This window comes from Clostridioides sp. LIBA-7602 (genome assembly GCF_056688945.1).
Genome location: NZ_CP196991.1, coordinates 4,219,707 through 4,239,035, shown reverse-complemented (window position 1 = coordinate 4,239,035; position 19,329 = coordinate 4,219,707). Strand labels below are relative to the sequence as shown.

At 28.8% G+C, this 19,329-nt stretch carries 19 protein-coding genes; 16 read left to right on the top strand and 3 right to left on the bottom strand.

All coding sequences use genetic code 11. The features are described 5' to 3' along the window. Window positions 1-204 precede the first annotated feature (204 nt). The 4 genes from ACTG45_RS19685 (at window position 205) to rlmH (ending at window position 4,378) form a co-directional block, all read left to right on the top strand. Window positions 205-669: a GyrI-like domain-containing protein gene (locus tag ACTG45_RS19685; protein WP_021386568.1), complete on the top strand. Its 465-nt coding sequence runs from the start codon at window positions 205-207 to the stop codon at window positions 667-669. A 252-nt stretch (window positions 670-921) separates the two neighbouring features. Continuing rightward, window positions 922-1,719 carry an MBL fold metallo-hydrolase gene (locus ACTG45_RS19680; protein WP_021386601.1) on the top strand — a complete coding sequence of 266 codons (798 nt, stop codon included), beginning with the start codon at window positions 922-924 and terminating at the stop codon, window positions 1,717-1,719. Between the two features lie 12 nt (window positions 1,720-1,731). Beyond that, on the top strand, window positions 1,732-3,831 hold the full coding sequence (locus tag ACTG45_RS19675; protein WP_479919631.1) for an EAL domain-containing protein: 2,100 nt from the start codon (window positions 1,732-1,734) through the stop codon (window positions 3,829-3,831). A gap of 67 nt (window positions 3,832-3,898) precedes the next feature. Then, window positions 3,899-4,378, top strand: a complete 480-nt coding sequence (gene rlmH, locus ACTG45_RS19670) for a 23S rRNA (pseudouridine(1915)-N(3))-methyltransferase RlmH (RefSeq protein WP_021386630.1) — start codon at window positions 3,899-3,901, stop codon at window positions 4,376-4,378. Between the two features lie 180 nt (window positions 4,379-4,558). Here the strand turns inward: rlmH and ACTG45_RS19665 are convergent, their stop codons facing one another. Continuing rightward, window positions 4,559-5,305, bottom strand: coding sequence for a hypothetical protein (locus tag ACTG45_RS19665; RefSeq protein WP_021386571.1), 747 nt, complete (start codon window positions 5,303-5,305; stop codon window positions 4,559-4,561). Between the two features lie 71 nt (window positions 5,306-5,376). On the opposite strand from ACTG45_RS19665, the gene ACTG45_RS19660 reads away from it, so the two are divergent. Further along, on the top strand, window positions 5,377-5,622 hold the full coding sequence (locus ACTG45_RS19660) for a TdeIII family type II restriction endonuclease (protein WP_021386589.1): 246 nt from the start codon (window positions 5,377-5,379) through the stop codon (window positions 5,620-5,622). A 108-nt stretch (window positions 5,623-5,730) separates the two neighbouring features. On the opposite strand, the gene dpaL is transcribed toward ACTG45_RS19660, so the two are convergent. Further along, entirely contained in the window at window positions 5,731-6,957 is a 1,227-nt protein-coding gene (dpaL, locus tag ACTG45_RS19655) for a diaminopropionate ammonia-lyase (RefSeq protein ID WP_021386617.1), read from the bottom strand. Window positions 6,958-7,116: 159 nt separating this feature from the next. Here dpaL and ACTG45_RS19650 point away from each other — a divergent pair, with 159 nt between their 5' ends. From ACTG45_RS19650 to ACTG45_RS19605, 10 genes are all read left to right on the top strand, one after another. Beyond that, window positions 7,117-8,010, top strand: a complete 894-nt coding sequence (locus tag ACTG45_RS19650; protein ID WP_479919630.1) for an AraC family transcriptional regulator — start codon at window positions 7,117-7,119, stop codon at window positions 8,008-8,010. Window positions 8,011-8,314: 304 nt separating this feature from the next. Then, complete coding sequence (locus ACTG45_RS19645) at window positions 8,315-8,626, top strand: PTS sugar transporter subunit IIB (RefSeq protein WP_021386610.1); 312 nt, start codon at window positions 8,315-8,317, stop codon at window positions 8,624-8,626. A 47-nt stretch (window positions 8,627-8,673) separates the two neighbouring features. After that, window positions 8,674-8,991 (top strand): PTS lactose/cellobiose transporter subunit IIA, encoded by a 318-nt coding sequence (locus tag ACTG45_RS19640; RefSeq protein WP_021386590.1) that lies wholly within the window; start codon window positions 8,674-8,676, stop codon window positions 8,989-8,991. Between the two features lie 156 nt (window positions 8,992-9,147). After that, on the top strand, window positions 9,148-9,849 hold the full coding sequence (locus ACTG45_RS19635; protein ID WP_479919629.1) for a GntR family transcriptional regulator: 702 nt from the start codon (window positions 9,148-9,150) through the stop codon (window positions 9,847-9,849). A gap of 216 nt (window positions 9,850-10,065) precedes the next feature. After that, window positions 10,066-11,367, top strand: a complete 1,302-nt coding sequence (locus tag ACTG45_RS19630) for a PTS sugar transporter subunit IIC (protein ID WP_479917825.1) — start codon at window positions 10,066-10,068, stop codon at window positions 11,365-11,367. Window positions 11,368-11,498: 131 nt separating this feature from the next. Further along, on the top strand, window positions 11,499-12,593 hold the full coding sequence (locus ACTG45_RS19625; protein WP_479919628.1) for a DUF871 domain-containing protein: 1,095 nt from the start codon (window positions 11,499-11,501) through the stop codon (window positions 12,591-12,593). 1 nt (window position 12,594) lies between these two features. Then, window positions 12,595-13,707, top strand: a complete 1,113-nt coding sequence (locus ACTG45_RS19620) for an amidohydrolase/deacetylase family metallohydrolase (protein WP_479919627.1) — start codon at window positions 12,595-12,597, stop codon at window positions 13,705-13,707. A 39-nt stretch (window positions 13,708-13,746) separates the two neighbouring features. Beyond that, window positions 13,747-14,856, top strand: a complete 1,110-nt coding sequence (locus ACTG45_RS19615; protein ID WP_479919626.1) for a DgaE family pyridoxal phosphate-dependent ammonia lyase — start codon at window positions 13,747-13,749, stop codon at window positions 14,854-14,856. Between the two features lie 59 nt (window positions 14,857-14,915). Beyond that, complete coding sequence (gene dagF, locus ACTG45_RS19610) at window positions 14,916-15,656, top strand: 2-dehydro-3-deoxy-phosphogluconate aldolase (protein ID WP_479917824.1); 741 nt, start codon at window positions 14,916-14,918, stop codon at window positions 15,654-15,656. A 4-nt stretch (window positions 15,657-15,660) separates the two neighbouring features. After that, window positions 15,661-16,653, top strand: coding sequence for a sugar kinase (locus ACTG45_RS19605; protein WP_479917823.1), 993 nt, complete (start codon window positions 15,661-15,663; stop codon window positions 16,651-16,653). A gap of 121 nt (window positions 16,654-16,774) precedes the next feature. Here the strand turns inward: ACTG45_RS19605 and ACTG45_RS19600 are convergent, their stop codons facing one another. Further along, entirely contained in the window at window positions 16,775-17,656 is an 882-nt protein-coding gene (locus tag ACTG45_RS19600; protein WP_021386575.1) for a LysR family transcriptional regulator, read from the bottom strand. Between the two features lie 272 nt (window positions 17,657-17,928). Between ACTG45_RS19600 and ACTG45_RS19595 the strand changes: the two genes are divergently transcribed. Further along, window positions 17,929-19,317 carry an LVIVD repeat-containing protein gene (locus tag ACTG45_RS19595; RefSeq protein WP_479919625.1) on the top strand — a complete coding sequence of 463 codons (1,389 nt, stop codon included), beginning with the start codon at window positions 17,929-17,931 and terminating at the stop codon, window positions 19,315-19,317. Window positions 19,318-19,329: the final 12 nt, after the last annotated feature.

Below are 19,329 nucleotides of genomic sequence, written 5' to 3'. Positions count from 1 at the left end.
CTAGTAATTTATAATGTATTTTTAAAGTAATTTGCTTTATGGTTTGCATATTGAAAATATTATGTATAGTATTTAAATATGTTTGTGCCATTTAATAATATTATTACTTTGGGGCTTAAAAAGAGCATTGTAGGACAAGCCACAATATATGCTAGATGATATCATATTAACTATAAATAAAATAAACTTATTGGAGGAAATGAAATGTCAAGAATAACAGACATTACTGTGGTTGAACAGAGTGCATATTATGCTTTAGTAATAAGGAAAACAATTAACTTCATGCTTGAATTTCAAGAGTTCTCTGCTCAAGGATATGCCAAAATCATGGACTATATAAAAAGTAAAAATACTTTCGTAGCAGGAGCACCTATTGTCTGCTTTCACAATATGGACTTAGAAAACTTAAATATTGAAATAGGTTTTCCTACTGCAACTAAGATGGAAGGCGTAGATGATATTCAGGGGATAGAAATACCTGCACAAAAGATAGTTACTGCAATTGACCAAGGTGATTATCTTTTACAAGACTCTACATTAGAAGAATTGTTTGCATGGGTACAGAGTAGTCCATATGAAATGCTTGGAGAAATTTATTATCAATACCTAAATACGCCAAATCGCCCAACGAGCGAACTTTTAACCAAAATGATGTTGCCAATTCATTAATACAAGGTAGAGATTATATAGGTGATTGAATAAAAATAGATTGTATATCTTGTGTGCTAAAGTAAAGCAAGTCTGAAGACAGCAAGTTAGAAAAATTTCTAATATTTACCTAAGTGTAAGCCGTATAGAAGGAATATTTCTTTATTAAAAACAGGAGTTGAGCTTAAAATTTGATTAGAAAAAATCAATTTCGAGACAACTCCTGTTTTTTTGGTATAATATAATTTATAAGGCAGAAAAAGAGGTGAAGGAATGCTAAAGTATTGTTCAGTCGGAAGTGGCAGTAGTGGAAATTGCCATTATATAGGATATAAAAATACCAATATACTAGTAGATGCAGGATTAAGTGGAAAGAGAATAACTACAGGTCTTAAAGACATTGATGTAGATGCAGATAAATTAAAAGGAATATTTATAACACATGAGCATGTTGACCACATAAAAGGGGCAGGTATATTATCAAGAAAATTTGATATACCAATATTTGCTAATATAAAGACATGGTGTTCTATGAAGGATAAGTTAGGAGATGTTAAAGATAAAAATATGAAAGTTTTTGAAAATGATAAAACTTATTCATTAGGAGATATTATAGTTAGACCTTTTTCAATAGAACATGATGCGTCTGACCCAGTTGGATACAATTTCTATACAGAAAGTGATGAAAAGATATCTATAGCTACTGATATAGGATGTATAACTCAAAATATAAAAAAACACCTATATAAATCTAAGCTAGTAGTGTTAGAATCAAATTATGACCCTAATATGCTTATGATGGGGTCATATACATATGCTTTAAAGAAAAGAGTAATGTCAAATACTGGCCATTTATCTAATGAAGATGCAGCTAATTTCTGTGTTGAGCTTATTAATGAAGGGACAGAATCTATATTATTGGCACACTTAAGCAAAGAAAATAATTTTCCAGAATTGGCATATGAGACTTCAAAAGGAGTATTAGCATCAAATGATATAGTAGTTGGACAGGATGTAAAACTAGATGTACTATCACGAAATGATGTTTCTAATGTTTATGAAATGAAGTAGAGGTGAATAACTTTGCTAAAAAGAAATTTCGAAAATGTCGAAGATAATAAAATTTTGTATTCTATAAAGCAAGGAATGATTTTAGCGATACCTGCTATTATGGCTGGTTCAACTGCTCTTGTCATTTTGAATCTTCCAATTGATGCTTATCAAAAGTATTTATCAAGTTTGTTTAATGGAGAAATTACAAATATACTTAACTTTATAAATGATTCTACTTTAGGAATTATTTCATTAATAATATTATTAACAATAAGTTATAGTTATGGGAAAATATATGGGAGCAAGTATACAGTACTTGTTCCTATAGTTGCAATGTGCTCATTTTTAGTATTTTCAAGTGGTAATGAACTTAATTATATAGAAGTATTTAAGACCAAGTGGTTATTTACAGCTATTATTGTAGCTATGACATCATCTGTATTGTTTGTAAAACTTACAGAATCTTTTGTCACAAGTGTAAAGTTTCATACAGAGGGAGCAGATGCAGATTTTAATATGGTAGTTTCGGCTATAGTTCCGTTCATAATTGTAGTATTTTTATTTTCTATTTTTAGAGTAATAATGATAAGTCTAATTGGAAGTTCAAACTTTCAAGATATATTTTACGATTTATTTTCAAATGTGTTTAGTAAAATGGGAAGAAATCTCATGAGTGCCTTATTATTTATTTTCTTGATGCATTTCATGTGGTTTTTTGGAATTCATGGGAGTAATGTACTAGATACAGTTGCAAAAAGTTTATTTGAAAATAGTATGGCAATTAATATCAATTTAGTTAATAATAATCAATTGCCAACAGAAATTTTTACTAAGACTTTTTTTGATACAATGGTCTTGTTGGGTGGATGTGGTTCTTTGCTATGTCTAGTAATTGCGATTTTTCTTAGTGAAAAACGTATAAATGTAAGAAAGCTAGCCAAAATTGCTTCCATACCAGCTCTTTTTAATATAAATGAGATGTTAGTTTTCGGAATACCAATTGTTTTTAACCATATTATGTTTGTACCTTTTGTAATTACGCCTATAATCTTAACTATTACAAGTTATATAGCTATGTCTATAGGGTTTGTTCCATGTACAGTTTCTCCTGTAGAATGGACATCACCTATATTTTTAAGTGGCTATATGGCTACAGGCTCTATAAGAGGTAGTATGTTACAATTGTTTAATCTATGTATTGGGATTATGATTTATATACCATTTATAAAAATGTCGCAAAATAGATATACATACATGTTTAAGAATAATATAGAAAACTTAACAAATTTAATAAAAAGGTATGAATTAACAGGTGAACAGCCAAATCTTTTAAATTACAGTGGTAAAATAGGGTCAATTTCAAAAATGTTAGCTTCAGATTTAAAATTTGCTATGAAAAGAGGAGAGATAGAACTTTTTTATCAACCTCAAGTTAATTATAATGGAAGTGTCGTGGGTGCAGAGGGATTACTTAGATGGAAACATTCAATAGGGGGATTCATTTATCCACCACTAGTTATAATCTTGGCTAAAGAAGAAGGCTTTTTAGATGAGCTTGGGGAGTATATTATTAATAAAGCATGTGTTGATTTAAAGAAGAGTGAAAAGCTACTGAGAAATCCTGTTAAATTCTCTGTAAATATATCTCCAGACCAACTTGATGACCCTAAGTTGCCAGAGCAAATAAAAAATATAATTAATAGTAATGATATAAATCCCAATATGCTAGGTATAGAAATCACAGAGCAAGTTGCATTGTCAGGTTCACAAATAATTATTGAGCGTATAAATGCGATACATAACTTGGGAGTAAAGTTAATTATGGATGATTTTGGCATGGGGCACAGCTCTCTTATATATCTTCAAAATAATAATTTTGATATAGTTAAATTGGATGGTTCGTTAGTCAAAGAGATACTTACAAATAAAAGAAGCAGTGAAATCATAATGTCTATTGTAAATCTTTCAAAGCATTTGGATTTTGATATAATTGTAGAGTATGTTGAAAATTTAAATCAAAGAGATAAGTTATATGGATTAGGATGTGAAATATATCAAGGATATTATTACAGCAAAGCTGTAACTTTTGAAGAGTTTATAGAGTATGCAAATCAAGAAAGAGAGAGATGATTTTATAAGAGTTTATAGATTATATTAGGATATAAATTTGTAGCAAAATTAAGTTTAGGAGAAACATATGAATATAAGTATAATTGTAGTAGGAAAAATTAAAGAAAAGTATTTAAAGTTAGGTATTGATGAGTTTAAGAAAAGACTTTCTAAGTACTGTAAGTTGGAAATTATAGAGTTGGACGATGAGAAAGCTCCAGAGAATTTGAGTGCTAAGGAAATGGAAATTATAAAAGATAAAGAAGGTAAGAAAATTTTAGGGAAGATAAAGCACAATAGTTATGTTATAGCTTTAGCTATTGATGGAAAAAATTTGTCTTCTGAAGAGTTAGCTAAGACGATGAGTGATTTAGCGGTTAGAGGGAATAGTAGTGTCTGTTTTATAATTGGAGGTTCTCTAGGGCTTTCTGATGAAGTTTTAGGAAGAGCAGATTATAGGTTATCTTTTTCTAGGATGACTTTTCCTCATCAGATGATGAGGTTGATATTGTTAGAGCAGATTTATAGGGCATATAGGATAAATAATGGAGAACCATATCATAAGTAATGGAGTGTGAGTTAATTTATATGTAGTTTTATTATAAAAAAATATGATAAAATATAAAATTTGAATTGATTAAATATATACACAAATACAATAAATATTACATCAATAGCATGTCATGATAATATGAAACGTATAAAGCACACAATTCATATTATCATGGCAGATTTAGCATTTCTAATATTACCTTAAAAGTTTAGGTATTAACTCTTTAGCATATTGTATTAGAGGTAAATTTTCATTTAAAAAGGATATTGTTTTCATCAATTTTAAGAATATATTTTGATATAATGGCATATCTTTATCTTCTACCATTGATTTGTTTATAAGCATAGATCCAATACAAGTTTCATATGCCTTAAGAATTTCATCTGAACCATATATTTTATACTTTTCTACTACATTTAAAATTTCATTTATTCTATCGCTCAAAAGATCTTTTAGCTTAATACTAATGCCTGAGTTGATAATTTCATCTAAAATTACTCTAATATCATCACGAATTTTATCTAATTGATTTTCTGTTATAACTATATCAGAGCTATTCAATGAATAAGATAACATTTTTAAATTAGAAATGGTGTCAGTGTTTAAAATAGATTTAAAATCTTTAAAATCACCATTAGGCAAATCTATCGCACACAGTGCAGACATAACATTTTCTATTCTAGATTTCATAAACTCATTTTTAGACGAGTTTTCTTCAAAAGGAGCTATTTTATCAATTGTGTTAAGACAATTATTACATAGCTCAAATATTGAACCATATGTAGAATACACTTTCGTAGCATCATCTTTATCTATATCAAACATTCTAGAAAGAACCTGATTTAACTTATCTGTTGGTTTTCTTTCAATGTCAATAGTAATAGTACTATTAAATTCCTTAACTATATAATGTAGTCTATCTATACAATTTAGAGTTTCCATATTAACTTACCTCCTAATATAATATACAAATATATTACAATGAAATGTAAAATAATTCAAATACAGATTAAATGTTTCTAGTTATTTTTATAATTAAAAAGATTAGAAAAAATCAAAAGAAGTATTCTAATACAGACAAATTAGATGAAAATGCAAAAGGTAAAGGAGATTTATATAACAATGTGCATCAGATACCCTACAAACTGTTTGATGTAGAAACAGATAGTAATGTTTTAATAGGAACAGAGCTTTGGAATAAAATAGGAGCAAATGAACATGCTTATGATGAATTAATATATATATATTTGAAAAAGTAGGATAAGTATGTACTAAGAGAATCAGAGAGGAATGTTAAGTAAGGGATATAACATAATAAATAAAACAAAGGTAGACAAGGTAATAAACACCTAATCTACCTTATTTTATTAAATTGATGTATAAGCGCCATCCCACACTATTCTTTTATAATTTTCAGGATCAGTATCACCCTCTGTACTTATAACAAGTATTTTTGAATCTTTGTTTATGTTTAGCTTCTCAGCTATTTCTTTTAATCCATCTTCTTCTAAAATCAAACTTAAAATTCCTAAACCTACCGCACCAGATTCTCCAGATACAACCTTAGGGTCTCCCTTTAATGGGCTAGCAAGTATTCTCATTGCTCTTGCAGCTACATAATCAGGGCAAGAAATATACATATCAGAATAATCTCTTAAAATATTCCAACCTATAGTATTAGGTTCACCACAATTAAGCCCTGCCATTATAGTTTCCATAAAACCTGTAACAGCATGTGGTTTTTGGTCATTTATTTCTACCGATTTAAATATACATGCTGCTTCATTTGGTTCAACTATCGTAGTTATTGGTCTATTATTGCCAAATACATATTCTAAATATCCTTGTACAGTTCCAGCAAAAGATCCAACTCCTGCCTGAAGGAATACATGGGTAGGAATTCCATTATCTAAAGAATTTATTTGATTTATAGCTTCATCAATAAGAGTAACATATCCTTGCATAATCCAAGTTGGAATTTCTTCATAACCATCCCAAGCGGTATCTTGTATTATAACACCATTATTTTCATCAGCATATTTAGTAGCTAATCTTACTGCATCATCATAATTTAAATCTGTTATAGATGCTTTTGCACCTTCTTTTCTAATATTATTTAATCTTATCTCAGAAGACCCTTTTGGCATAAATACTACTGATTTTTGTCCAATTTGATTTGCAAACCAAGCAATCCCTCTTCCATGATTTCCATCAGTGGCTGTTACAAAAGTTAAGTCTCCAAGCTTTTCTTTTATATTTTTACTATTTAGCATTTCAAAAGAAAGATCAGAAATATCCATATTTAATTTTTTTGCTATATATTTTCCAACCGCGTATGAACCACCAAGACTTTTAAATGCATTAAGTCCAAATCTATATGACTCATCTTTTATCCAGATATTACTAATACCTAATTCATTAGCTAATTCACTTAAACTGTGAAGAGGAGTTACTTTATACTCTGAAAAGCTTCTATGGAAGTTTCTGATTTTTTCTATTTGTTCTTTGTTAATAAAGTCTATACTTACTTTAGATTTGTGTAAATTTCTTGAATTTTCATTTTGTATATATTTGATATCTTTTATATTTCTCATAGTTTTTATCTCCTAAAATTATTTATTATTTATTTCTTAATTATAATTATATTGACTAATTCACAAAAAATATATAATAATATAGGCAATAAATATCGTTATATTATCAAGTTATATATAATTTAAAAAAATCGAAATTAGTAAAAGGAGGATTGATTTATGCAGGATAATATTGTTACTAATAAAAATAAAAAAGAAGTAACACAACAAGGTTCATTTGAATTTCCAATTACAGTCTATCAAACTAAAATAAGTGAAAATATTTTAGGATATATTGATTGGCACTGGCATGAAGAGTTGCAATTTTGTATTGTAACAAAGGGTAATATTAATTTTAATGTTGATGGAGACTCAATAATTTTATCTGAAGGAGAAGGGATATTTATAAATGCAAGGCAATTACATCAAGCAAAAAATTATAAGGGAAGTGATTGTTCTTATATAAGTGTAGTTTTTAATTCAGACTTTATATTTAGCTTTGCAGGAAGTCTTGTAAATATAAAATATATACAACCTTATATAGATAATTCTAGAATTAATTATTGTATTTTGAAAAATGATATTGAATGGAAATCGGTTATATTAAACAAGGTTTTCAAAGTTTATGAAGAGTATAACAAAAAGGAAATGGGGTTCGAATTACAGATATTTATCTTATTAATAGAGGTATGGAACATTTTAATAAAATCTTATTTTGTATTATTTCCTAATGATAAAGCTAGAAACAATAGTTTGCATATAAAAAATATAATTAGCTATATATGTAATCATTATATGGAGAAAATTGAACTTAATAATTTAGCAAAAGAAGTTAATTTATCTAAAAGTACTTGTTGTCGTGAATTTAAAAAATATATGAATTGCACTATTTTTGAATATATTACTAATTACCGTTTAGTAGCTAGTTCAAATTTATTAATTACAACTAATGATTCAATTTCAGATATAGCTTATCAGTGTGGATTTGGAAGTACTAGTTATTTTATTGAAAAATTTAAAATAAAAACAGGAGTATCACCATCTATTTATAGAAGACAAAAAATAAATTTGTAATAAAATAGTCTTATTAATAGTTATAATTAGATATACTGGGGTATTGAGTATTTTATATTAAGGTTTAAGCAAATAAAATTCAATGATTAATCACTTATAGTTAAGTAATAAAAACACGCTCAGTGGATTAAGTTATGAAGAACTGTATCACAAGCAAATGATACGGTTTTTATCTGTTTTGCAACTAATAACATTAAAATAATAAAAAAGTGTTGAAAGTATATAGCATTTAAGGTAGAATTAAATAAATATTATAACATTATAATGTTTAAAATGTTATTAACAAAAAATAGGAGGGGAATATATGATAAAAATAATGTTGGCTTGTTCAGCGGGAATGTCTACAAGTTTATTAGTTAATAAAATGGAAAGTGCAGCTAAAGAAAACGGTATAGAGTCACAAATTTGGGCAATACCAGAATCAACTATACAAAATGAAATAGAAAAATGTGATGTTTTATTATTAGGTCCACAAGTTAGATACATATTACCTAAGGCTCAGGAAATAGCTAAGCCATATAATATACCAGTAGAGGTTATAAATATGATGCACTATGGGACAGTTGATGGAAAAGCTGTTCTAAATAGAGCAATAGAACTTAACAATGCGAAGTAATAGAAAATATAATTTATTTTTAATATATAAATTGGGAGAATCAAAGGATGGACGAAAAAATTATAGAGATTTCTTTTGGTATAATAGGTTATGCAGGTGAAGGTAAAGGATTAGCTTTTGAGGCAATACAAGAAGCTAAAAATGGAAATATAGAAAAAGCAAAAGAATTGTTAAAAGAGTCTAAGGAAGTTATAAATAAAGCACATAGATATCAAACAGAATTAATACAAAATGAAGCTAGTGGAAACAAGACAGAAATGAGTGTCATACTCGTACATGCACAAGACCACTTAATGAATTCTATGAATTTTCAACAGTTATCTGAGGAAATCGTTGATTTACATTTGAAGCTACAAGATAAATAAGAATTAAAAGGAACAAATTAAGAGAGTTCTTAAAATATACATTAAGTTTATTTTGAGGACTCTTTTTATATTAAGTTTAAAGTTAATATATATACTACTATTAAAGTATAAGATTATATGTTATAATATTATAACATATAATCTAAGAGGTGAATCATGTTAAGAAATCAACCATTATATATACAAGTTGTAGAGATATTAAAGCAAAAAATATTAAATAATGAATATAAAATTGATGAAAATATTCCAACAGAAAAAGAGTTAGAGCAAGAGTTTGGCGTTAGTAAAATTACTATTAGAAAAGCTATTGAGATATTAGAATCAGAAGGATATGTAGAGAAAAAAAGTGGGAAAGGTACAAAAGTAATAAGTAATAGTCTTTTTAATAGGTTATCTAAGGCAGATTCTTTTTCAAGTATACTTTTATCTAAAGGTCATAAGTTATCTAAAGAGATTATTTCAATTGAAAAAATTACAAATGATGCAAACTCACAAGAATTTTGTATATTTGGAGAAAACTGTAGTAAGATTACTAGAATGTATTACTTGAATAGCAAACCATACATATATTTTACTCATTATATACCTTTTGACGAAAATCTAACTATTGAAAGCTTTAATAATCACAGTTCTTTATATATGTACTTATATAGACGAAATATAAACATAACTAGATTTGAAGATGAATTTTTTATAGAAGAATCAGAAGTAGAAATATCAAAGGCTCTAAATCTTGAGAAAGACAAATTATTAGGAAGAAAGAGAAAAACATATGATGAAAATGATAGCATAGTTGAATTATCATTTGCAAGATATAATACAGAAGTACAAAATTATGTAATTAAATATGAAATATAATAAAAATCCTGAGCTTATTAAAGTGATAATATGCTCAGGATTTTTATTTCCTTTATAAAATATTATAACATTATAATGTTTACAACTAAACATTATAATGTTATAATATTTTTAAGCAAATAAGTGATATTACCAATTACATAAAAATTAATTTTTATTATGAAATAGTTATTGAATTATAAATAAAGGAAAATATCACTAATACAGGGGGGAATTATGGAAAAATTCGCAAGTTTTTTAGAACGTAAGGTTATGCCTGTAGCGGCGAAGATAAGTAATCAAAGGCATATGAGAGCTGTAAGGGCAGGTATAATAGCAACCTTACCACTAACAATAGTGGGTTCATTTTTTACAATATTACTAAACATACCTATTGATGCTTATATGGATTTTATAGCTCCATTCAAGGCAACATTAGATATACCATTTAGATATACTGTAGGATTTTTATCTCTATATGCTACTTTTGGAATAGCATCATCACTTGCCAAAAGCTACAACCTAGATACAACAGGTGTTGGTATGCTTGCAGTTATGGCATTTTTGGTTTCTACAATAGTTCCAACTCAAGTGATTGAACCGATAAATGGAGTTATAGAAGCTGGAAGATGGATGGATATGGCAAAACTTAATTCGCCATCATTATTTGGAGCAATCGTAACATCATTAATTACAGTTGAGATATATCGTTTTATGAAGGAAAGGAATATTACAATTAAGATGCCAGCAGGGGTTCCACCAGAGGTTTCAAACTCATTTACTGCATTATTACCAACAGCAGTGGTGTTAATGTTATTCTGGGTAATAAGACATATATTAGGATTTGATATAAGTACAGCGTTAAGTTCTATGTTATCACCTTTAAAAGGATTCTTATCAGGAAACAGTTTGGGTGGGGGACTGCTGACAGTATTCCTAATAACAGTATTCTGGGTACTTGGAATACATGGTCCAGCTATAATGGGTCCAGTAATAAGACCTATATGGGATATGTCCATAGCAGAAAATATAACTGCATTCACAGAAGGAGTATCAGCTCATGCAATGCCAAATATATTTACAGAACAATTTTTACAATGGTATGTATGGATAGGAGGAGCAGGAGCTACTCTTGCATTAGTTATAATGTTTATGTTTTCTAAGTCAAAATACCTAAAAAGTTTAGGGAGATTAGGATTTTTACCAGGGCTATTTAACATAAATGAGCCTATAATATTTGGAGCACCAATAGTTATGAATCCAATACTAGGGATACCATTTATAATTGGACCTATGATAATGACAGCTTTGTCGTATGTTCTTACTATTACAGGGATTATACCTATGATGGTAGCAAGACTACCCTTTGCAATGCCAGCACCAATAGCAGCTGTAATGAGTACTAACTGGAGTATAATGGCAGGTATCTTAGTATTAATTAACTTTGTGATATCATTTGTTGTTTATTATCCATTCTTCAAGGTTTTTGAAAAACAACAATTACAAAGGGAGCAAGAAGAAATGAGTGAAAGTTTATAAAAATACATAGAATAGAAGTTTTGTATTGTAAATATAAAAAACTTATAAATTATTAAAGGTGAAGGTAGGAGGAATTACCTTCACCTTTAATAATTTATATACTTTAAAAATGTAACTTGAGGAGGAGAAAGATGGAAAGAAGATTAGGGATATCAGTATATCCAGAACATAGTAATATGAAAGATGATAAAGCATATATAAAAATGGCTTCAAAGTATGGATTTAAAAGAATATTTATGTGTATGCTTTCAATTACAAGACCAAAGGAAGAGGTTAAAAAACATTTTAAAGAGATTATAACCTATGCAAGAGACTTGGGATTTGAAGTAATCCTTGATATAGCTCCAAATATATTTGATATATTAGAAATATCTTATGATGATTTAACATTCTTCAATGAGTTAAATGCTAGTGGAATAAGACTTGACTATGGATATGATGGAAGTAAAGAAGCCATGATTTCTTTTAATCCATATGATTTAAAAGTAGAGCTAAATATGAGTAATGATGTAGCATACTTAGATAATATAATTACGTACAAGCCAAATGTAAATAATATATATGGTTGTCATAATTTTTACCCTCAAAGGGGTACAGGTTTACCCTATGATTTCTTTGTAAGATGTTCAAATAGATTTAAAAAGTATGGAATAAGAACTGCTGCTTTTGTTAATTCAAAACATGCAACGATAGGACCTTGGGATATAAATGATGGATTGTGCACACTTGAAATGCATAGAAATTTAGATATATCTACAGCGACTAAGCACTTATTTGCAACTGATTTGATTGATGATGTGATTGTAGGAAATGCATATGCAAGTGAAGATGAACTAAAAAGAATGTCTGAAGTAAATAAATATCAAATTGTATTTAATGTAGTAGCTGAGGAGCAAATTTCTGAGGTAGAAAAGATAATAATGATAAAAGAGCAACACTTTAGAAGAGGAGACATAACTAGCCAGGTGGCCAGGTCTACAGAGGTAAGAAAAAAATATGCTAAAGAACATTTCCCTAAACATGATAACAGTACTGTTTTTAAAAGAGGAGACGTAGTGATTGGTAATGATGACTTTGGAAAGTATAAAGGAGAATTACAATTGATACTTCAAGACTGTGAAGATGAAAGAAAAAATAGGGTTGGTAGAATAAAGGAAGATGAAATAATGCTTTTAGACTTTATTGAACCTTGGAGCAAATTTAAGATTATTTTAGAGGGAGAGTAAAGTGAAGATAGACATATTAATCAAAGGTGGAAAAACAGTAGATAAACATATAATTGATATAGCTATATTAGAAGGTAAAATAATAGAGGTAACAAATAATATAGATGATTCTAAGTATCAAGCAAGCCAAATCATAGAGCTGTATGGAGAGACATTTATTAGTGCAGGATGGATAGATATACATACACACTGCTATGAAAGGTTAGAGATTTATAAGGATTATCCTGATGAGGTTGGAATAAAAAGTGGAGTTACCACTGTGGTAGATACAGGGACAACAGGTGCTTTAGATATAGAAAAATTTTATGAGGATACTAAAAAGTACAAAACAAATGTGTATGCTTTGATAAATATTGCAAAGCAGGGAATAACGTCTCAAGATGAACTTTCAAATATGATGAGCATAGATGAGGAGGCGCTTAAATATGCAGTTAAAAAATACAAAGACTTTATTGTTGGAATCAAAGCTAGAATGAGTAAAAGTGTTGTAATTTCAAATGGTATTGAACCTTTGAAGTTAGCTAAAAGAATTAAAAAAGAACTTAATCTACCTATGATGGTTCACTTTGGCAGTTCTCCTCCAACTATAGAGGATATATTAGGATATATGGAAAAAGGTGATATATTAACTCATATATATAACGGAAAACCAAATGGAATATTGAAAGGTAATAAACTTAAAGAGGAAATTATAGAAGCTAGGAAAAGAGGTATAATCCTTGATGTAGGTCATGGAACAGAAAGTTTTAGTATGGATGTTGCAATGAAAGCTAAGGATGCAGGACTTTTTCCAGATACCATAAGTACAGATATATATATTAAAAATAGAATAAATGGTCCAGTATATAGTTTATCTACAACAATGGAAAAGTTTATATATATGGGTTACTCACTTGAAGATATAATAAATAAGGTTACTAAAAATGCAGCAAATGCAATAAATTTGAAAAATAAAGGTTTAATAAAAAAAGGATATGATGCTGATTTAACTATATTTGATGTAGTAAATGAAGAAAAAGAGCTTCAAGATTCTTTGAATAATTCAGTAATCACAAATACGTCCATAAAACCAAGGGCTGTAGTAATAAATGGAGATTATTTGAATATATGTTAGTCCATAAAATAGAATGTATAGATGGGAGAGGCTGATTGTATGAGTAGTATATTTGAAAAGTACTCTGTAAGACGTGTTATAAATGCTTCAGGTAAGATGACTATACTAGGGGTGTCAACATTAGATAAGGAAGTTATTGAAGCAATAGGTCAAGGGTGTGAAAATTTCTTCATAGTAGAAGAGCTTGTAAATAAAACTGGTGAATATATATCGAGTTTATTAGGCTGTGAAAGTGCAGTAATAGTTTCTAGTGCATCTGCTGGAATTGCACAGAGTGTAGGTGCAATAATAGCAAAGGATGATATAAATTTAATTTACAATATAAATAACCCTAAGAAACAAATTAAAAGGGAAATAATAATTCCTAAAGGACACAATGTTGACTATGGAGTTCCAGTAGAAACAATGATAAGACTTGGTGGTGGAGAAGTTGTTGAGGCTGGTTATAGTAATATGTGCAGTAAGGAACATATAATAAGAGAGATAAATGACAATACAGCAGCAATTATGTATATTAAATCTCATCATTGTGTTCAAAAGAGTATGCTAAGTGTATTAGATGCAGTGCAAGTTTCCAAAGAATACAACCTACCTTTAATAGTAGATGCAGCAGCAGAGGAAGATTTAAAAGTATACTATGAATTAGGAGCAGATTTAGTTATATACAGTGGTGCAAAGGCTATAGAGGGTCCTAGTTCAGGGTTAGTAATAGGTAGGAAAAAATACATAGATAATGTAAAGCTTCAATCAAAGGGTATTGGAAGAGCTATGAAAATAGGAAAAGAAAATATAATAGGTTTAACATGCGCAATTGAGAGATATGTGAATAGTGCTAAAGTAACTTTAAAAGAAATGGAGGATAAGTTAAATCCATTTATAGATAAGATAAATACTTTAAAAGGGGTTAGTGCGAATATAACTAGAGACTCAGCAGGGAGAGAAATATTACGTGGAGAGATTAATTTTAATGAAGATATAATAAATAAATCAACACAACAAATTATAAACGAACTTAGAGGTGGAAAGATAGCTATATACACTCGAGATTATAAGTCTAATGAAGGCAATATAGAGGTTGATATAAGAAGCGTGAGTGAAGATGATTTAGATATTATTTATAATAGAATAAAAGAGATAATAGAAAAATAGAAAATAAGATAAATAAAATTATAAAGATTTATTAAATTTTACTAACGGGGGTAAGTGATATGAATTGTACGCCAAAATATTATAAAGATAGAGTTTGTTTAAATGTTCTTGCAGGAAGTATAAAAAACGCCAAAGAAATATATGATGCTTGTGATGGGCATGTATTAGTAGGAGTATTATCGAAGAATTATAGTACTGTAGAAGCAGCTATTGAAGATATGAAAAAATACTCAAAGGAAATAGATAATGCAGTATCTGTAGGTCTTGGAGCTGGAGATCCGAATCAGTCAAATATGGTATCTCAAATTTCTAAAGAACTTCAACCACAACATATAAATCAAGTATTTACAGGTGTAGCTACATCTAGAACATTACTTGGTCAAAATGATAGTATAATAAATGGATTAGTTTCTCCAACTGGTAAACCAGGATTTGTAAAGATATCTACAGGTCCATTAAGTTCAAAGGAGGAAGATGGCATAGTTCCTATAGAAACAGCTATAGCTATGATGAAGGATATGGGAGGAAGTTCAGTTAAGTTTTTCCCAATGAGAGGGCTTAAAACAAAAGATGAATATATAGAAGTTGTAAAAGCTTGTGCAGAACATAATTTTTATCTAGAGCCAACAGGAGGCATAGACTTAGATAACTTTAAAGAGATAGTTCAAATTGCACTTGATAATGGTGTAGAAAAGGTCATACCTCATGTTTATACATCAATAATCGATAAAGTAACAGGTGATACAAAAGTAGAAGATATAAAAACACTTTATAAAATAATGAAAGAATTATTGGGATAGATTTATGAATATATTAGCTTTTGGTGAAATAATGATGAGACTTTCAGTACCTGATTATAAATTTTTAACACAAACTGACCAACTAAATTATGTAATTACAGGTACAGGGTTAAATATATTATCTGGACTTAAAAACTTTGGATATAATACCTATATGTTAACAAAGTTACCTAATAACAATGTAGGTAAAGCATCAAGTGCAAACATAAGAAAGTTTGGAGTAAAAGATGACTTTATTACATATGGAGGAAATCATATGGGGGTATACTTTCTTGAAAGTGGATATGGGGAAAGACCTTCAGAAGTGACTTACTTAAATAGGTTAAATAGTTCATTTTGCGAGAGTAGGATACAAGACTATGATATTGATAAATGTTTAGAAGGAATTGATGTGGTTCATATTTGTGGTATTGCTATGCAACTTACAGATTCAGTTAAACATATTGCTTTACAACTAGCTAAAGAATCTTATGAAAAGGGAATAAAAGTATTCTTTGATTTTAATTTTAGACAATCACTAAATCCAGATAAGACTTATGATGATTTAGTAAACGATTATAAAAAAATACTGCCATATTGTCACGGATTATTTGCTAGTTATAGAGATATAAATAAAATACTTAATATAGATACTTTAGATATAAAATGGAGTTCAGAATTAATTAGAAAAGAGTATAATATAGAAATTGTAGCTGGAACTATGAGAAGATTTGATAATATGAACAATAGATTTATAAAGGGATACATATCAAATAATGATGGCTATTTTGAAAGTAAGGAATATAAACTAGAAATATACGATAGAGTAGGTGCTGGGGATGGATATGTAGCAGGAATTATATATTCATATTTGGAAAAGATGAGAAATGAAGATATTGTTGAATTTGGAGTTGCTAGTTCAGTGTTAGCTCATACAACTTATGGCGATAGTTCCTTAATAAATACAAATCATGTATTTAGATTGATGAACAATGAGAAATTAGATATATTGAGATAATATTTTTATATCATATTTATAGTGTTCCATTATTGATGTTTTGGTAAACCTAATTAATATAATTAAGTAGAAAATAGCATTAACCATATAAAAGTGGTTAATGCTATTTTTATAATTAATTTTATACTATAGAAATAAATTTTTCTAATGCTGGGTTTGTATTGTTTTTATTCCATACAACTACAACTTCAATTCTATCTTCTACTTCTTTTATAGGTACTATTGCAATACCATGTTCTATCATAGTATCTAGAACACAAAATGAAGGTAAAATGGATATCCCCATATTAGATGCTACTAGTGATTCAATAGTGTTAAGATTATTTGAACGTTGAACTACATTAGGCACAAATCCTGCTTCACGATATCTATTCTGTATCATGGATTTTTGACCATATTCATCTCCTGTTTCTTTTACAAAAATAAATTTCTCATGTTGTAGTTCAATTAAATCAATATAATCCTCATTGCAAAGTGGATGACCAGGGGGTAAAAGAGCTACCAAGGAATACCTTTCTACAGTTTTATATTCAAAATCTTTTAATGGTTGATTTTCTGGATTAATTACAAATGCAAGGTCCATAAAATTATTTTTTACTAAGTTTAAAAGTTCAGTTATCTCATTAGTACAAATTTCCATAGATATATTAGGGTATATATTAGAAAATTCTTTTAAATATTGTTGAAATTTGTTTTTTTCATATCCTATTAAAATTCCTATACTTAAAGTTCCAAAAAAACCATGTGCAAATTGCTGTGTTTTTGTAATAGCATCATCTATATTTTTTATTATAGTACGTACCTCAGATAAAAAAACTTTTCCAGCAGGTGTTAGTTCAACATGTCGTTTACTTCTTGTAAATAGAGTTACATTTATTTGTTCTTCTAAAGCTTTTATTTGCTGTGTAACAGCAGTTTGGGAAATATAAAATTTTTCTGCTGTTTTGGTAAAACTTAGGCTTTCTGCTACAGATATAAAATATTCTAATTGTTTAGTATTCAAATAATCACCCCTATTTAAACTTGATTGTTCGTAAACATCATTTATATATAATTAAAACTTATTATAGTATAAGAAAATTTACTTTTAAAGGATATTGAAAAATATTTGTATAAAAATATATATTTTAAACATATTTTCACACTAGATTTTATAAATTTATTAATAAGAATAACTTATATATTCCCATGAAAACGATATTGGATTTAAGTAAGTTTATCTCATAAAATGAAAGTATATCAATTGATAATACCTTAAATGAGAAGGGAGAAAAAATGGAAGATAAATTTTATGCAAAAGGTAAAGGAAATAACGGTTATATTAAAAATCTTGAAGTTTGTTCCTTTAATAACTTAGATGGAACTTGTGGAATGTTTCAAATGGCTCTGTACAAAAGAGATGAAAAATACTATTTATATGGATGCTGTTTTGGCGGAAGTAAGAAAAATGGAGTAATGATTAGTGATATTACAAATCCTTATAATCCACAATTTATAAAGCATTTTCAAATGTTAGACCCAAAAGAGTATCCTACAACAACAACTCCAAAAATTCAAATAGCAGATGATTTAATGATAGTAGCTATGAGCTGTGGAAGTGGACCAGGAGCTCTTGTTGACCAAGCTAAATTATCAAGTATTAAGTGTGAAGCAGGAATTAGAATATATAGTTTAAAAGAAGACCCTTTAAATCCTAAGTTTTTAGGATATTGGGATTGTGGATTAAAGCATGTGATGGGTGTTCATAGATTTATGTATAATGGTGGAAGATATGTACATTTATCAAGTGACTGTGTTGGATTTGAAGGTATGATTTACAGAATCATAGATATAATAGATCCAACTAATCCAGTAGAAATAGGCAAGTGGTGGAGACCAGACCAATACGCAGATGGATATCCAAATAAGACATTTGATCCAGGAGCACCTCATTGCCCAGAATTTATGGATAAAGGATGGCTTCATGGGCCTCCATTTGTAAGAGATGAAAAAGCATATTGTGGTTATGGTGGAGCTGGATTAGTTGTGTTAGATGTTGAGGATTTAACAAGACCAAGATGTTTAGGTGAATTACCATTTATGCCTGCATTTTCTAGTAGACTTGCAGGAGCAAGAACTCATACAGCACTACCATTACCAGGAAGGGATTTAGTAGTTGTTCAAAATGAAGGAGAGCGATTTCAATTTTTTAAACCAGATAGTATCACAGATGTTCAAGCCATGAACAATATACATATGGTTGATGTTAGTAATCCAACAAAGCCAACATTAATTGCTCAATTCCCATATCCTGAAGTACCAAAGGATTTTCCTTATCCTAATTTTAATGTTGCAGGTCTAGGAAAGCCAGGACCATTTGGCCCACATAATCTTCATGAACCAATGGATAATAAACCATGGCTAGAGCAAAGAGGAGATAGAGTATATTGTTGTTATTTCCACGCAGGTTTAAGAGTTTATGATGTATCAGACCCATATTACATCAAAGAGTTAGCATATTTCATACCACCAAATCCAAATAAAACGCCAGAAGAGTCTTATTTTCCAGGATTCCCTGGACCACGTTTGGCAGTAACAGAAGATATTATTGTTGATGATAGAGGATACATCATTATAGATGCTCTAGATGATGGATTCTATATATTAAAAATGAAAGAAGATTAATAAATACTGAAG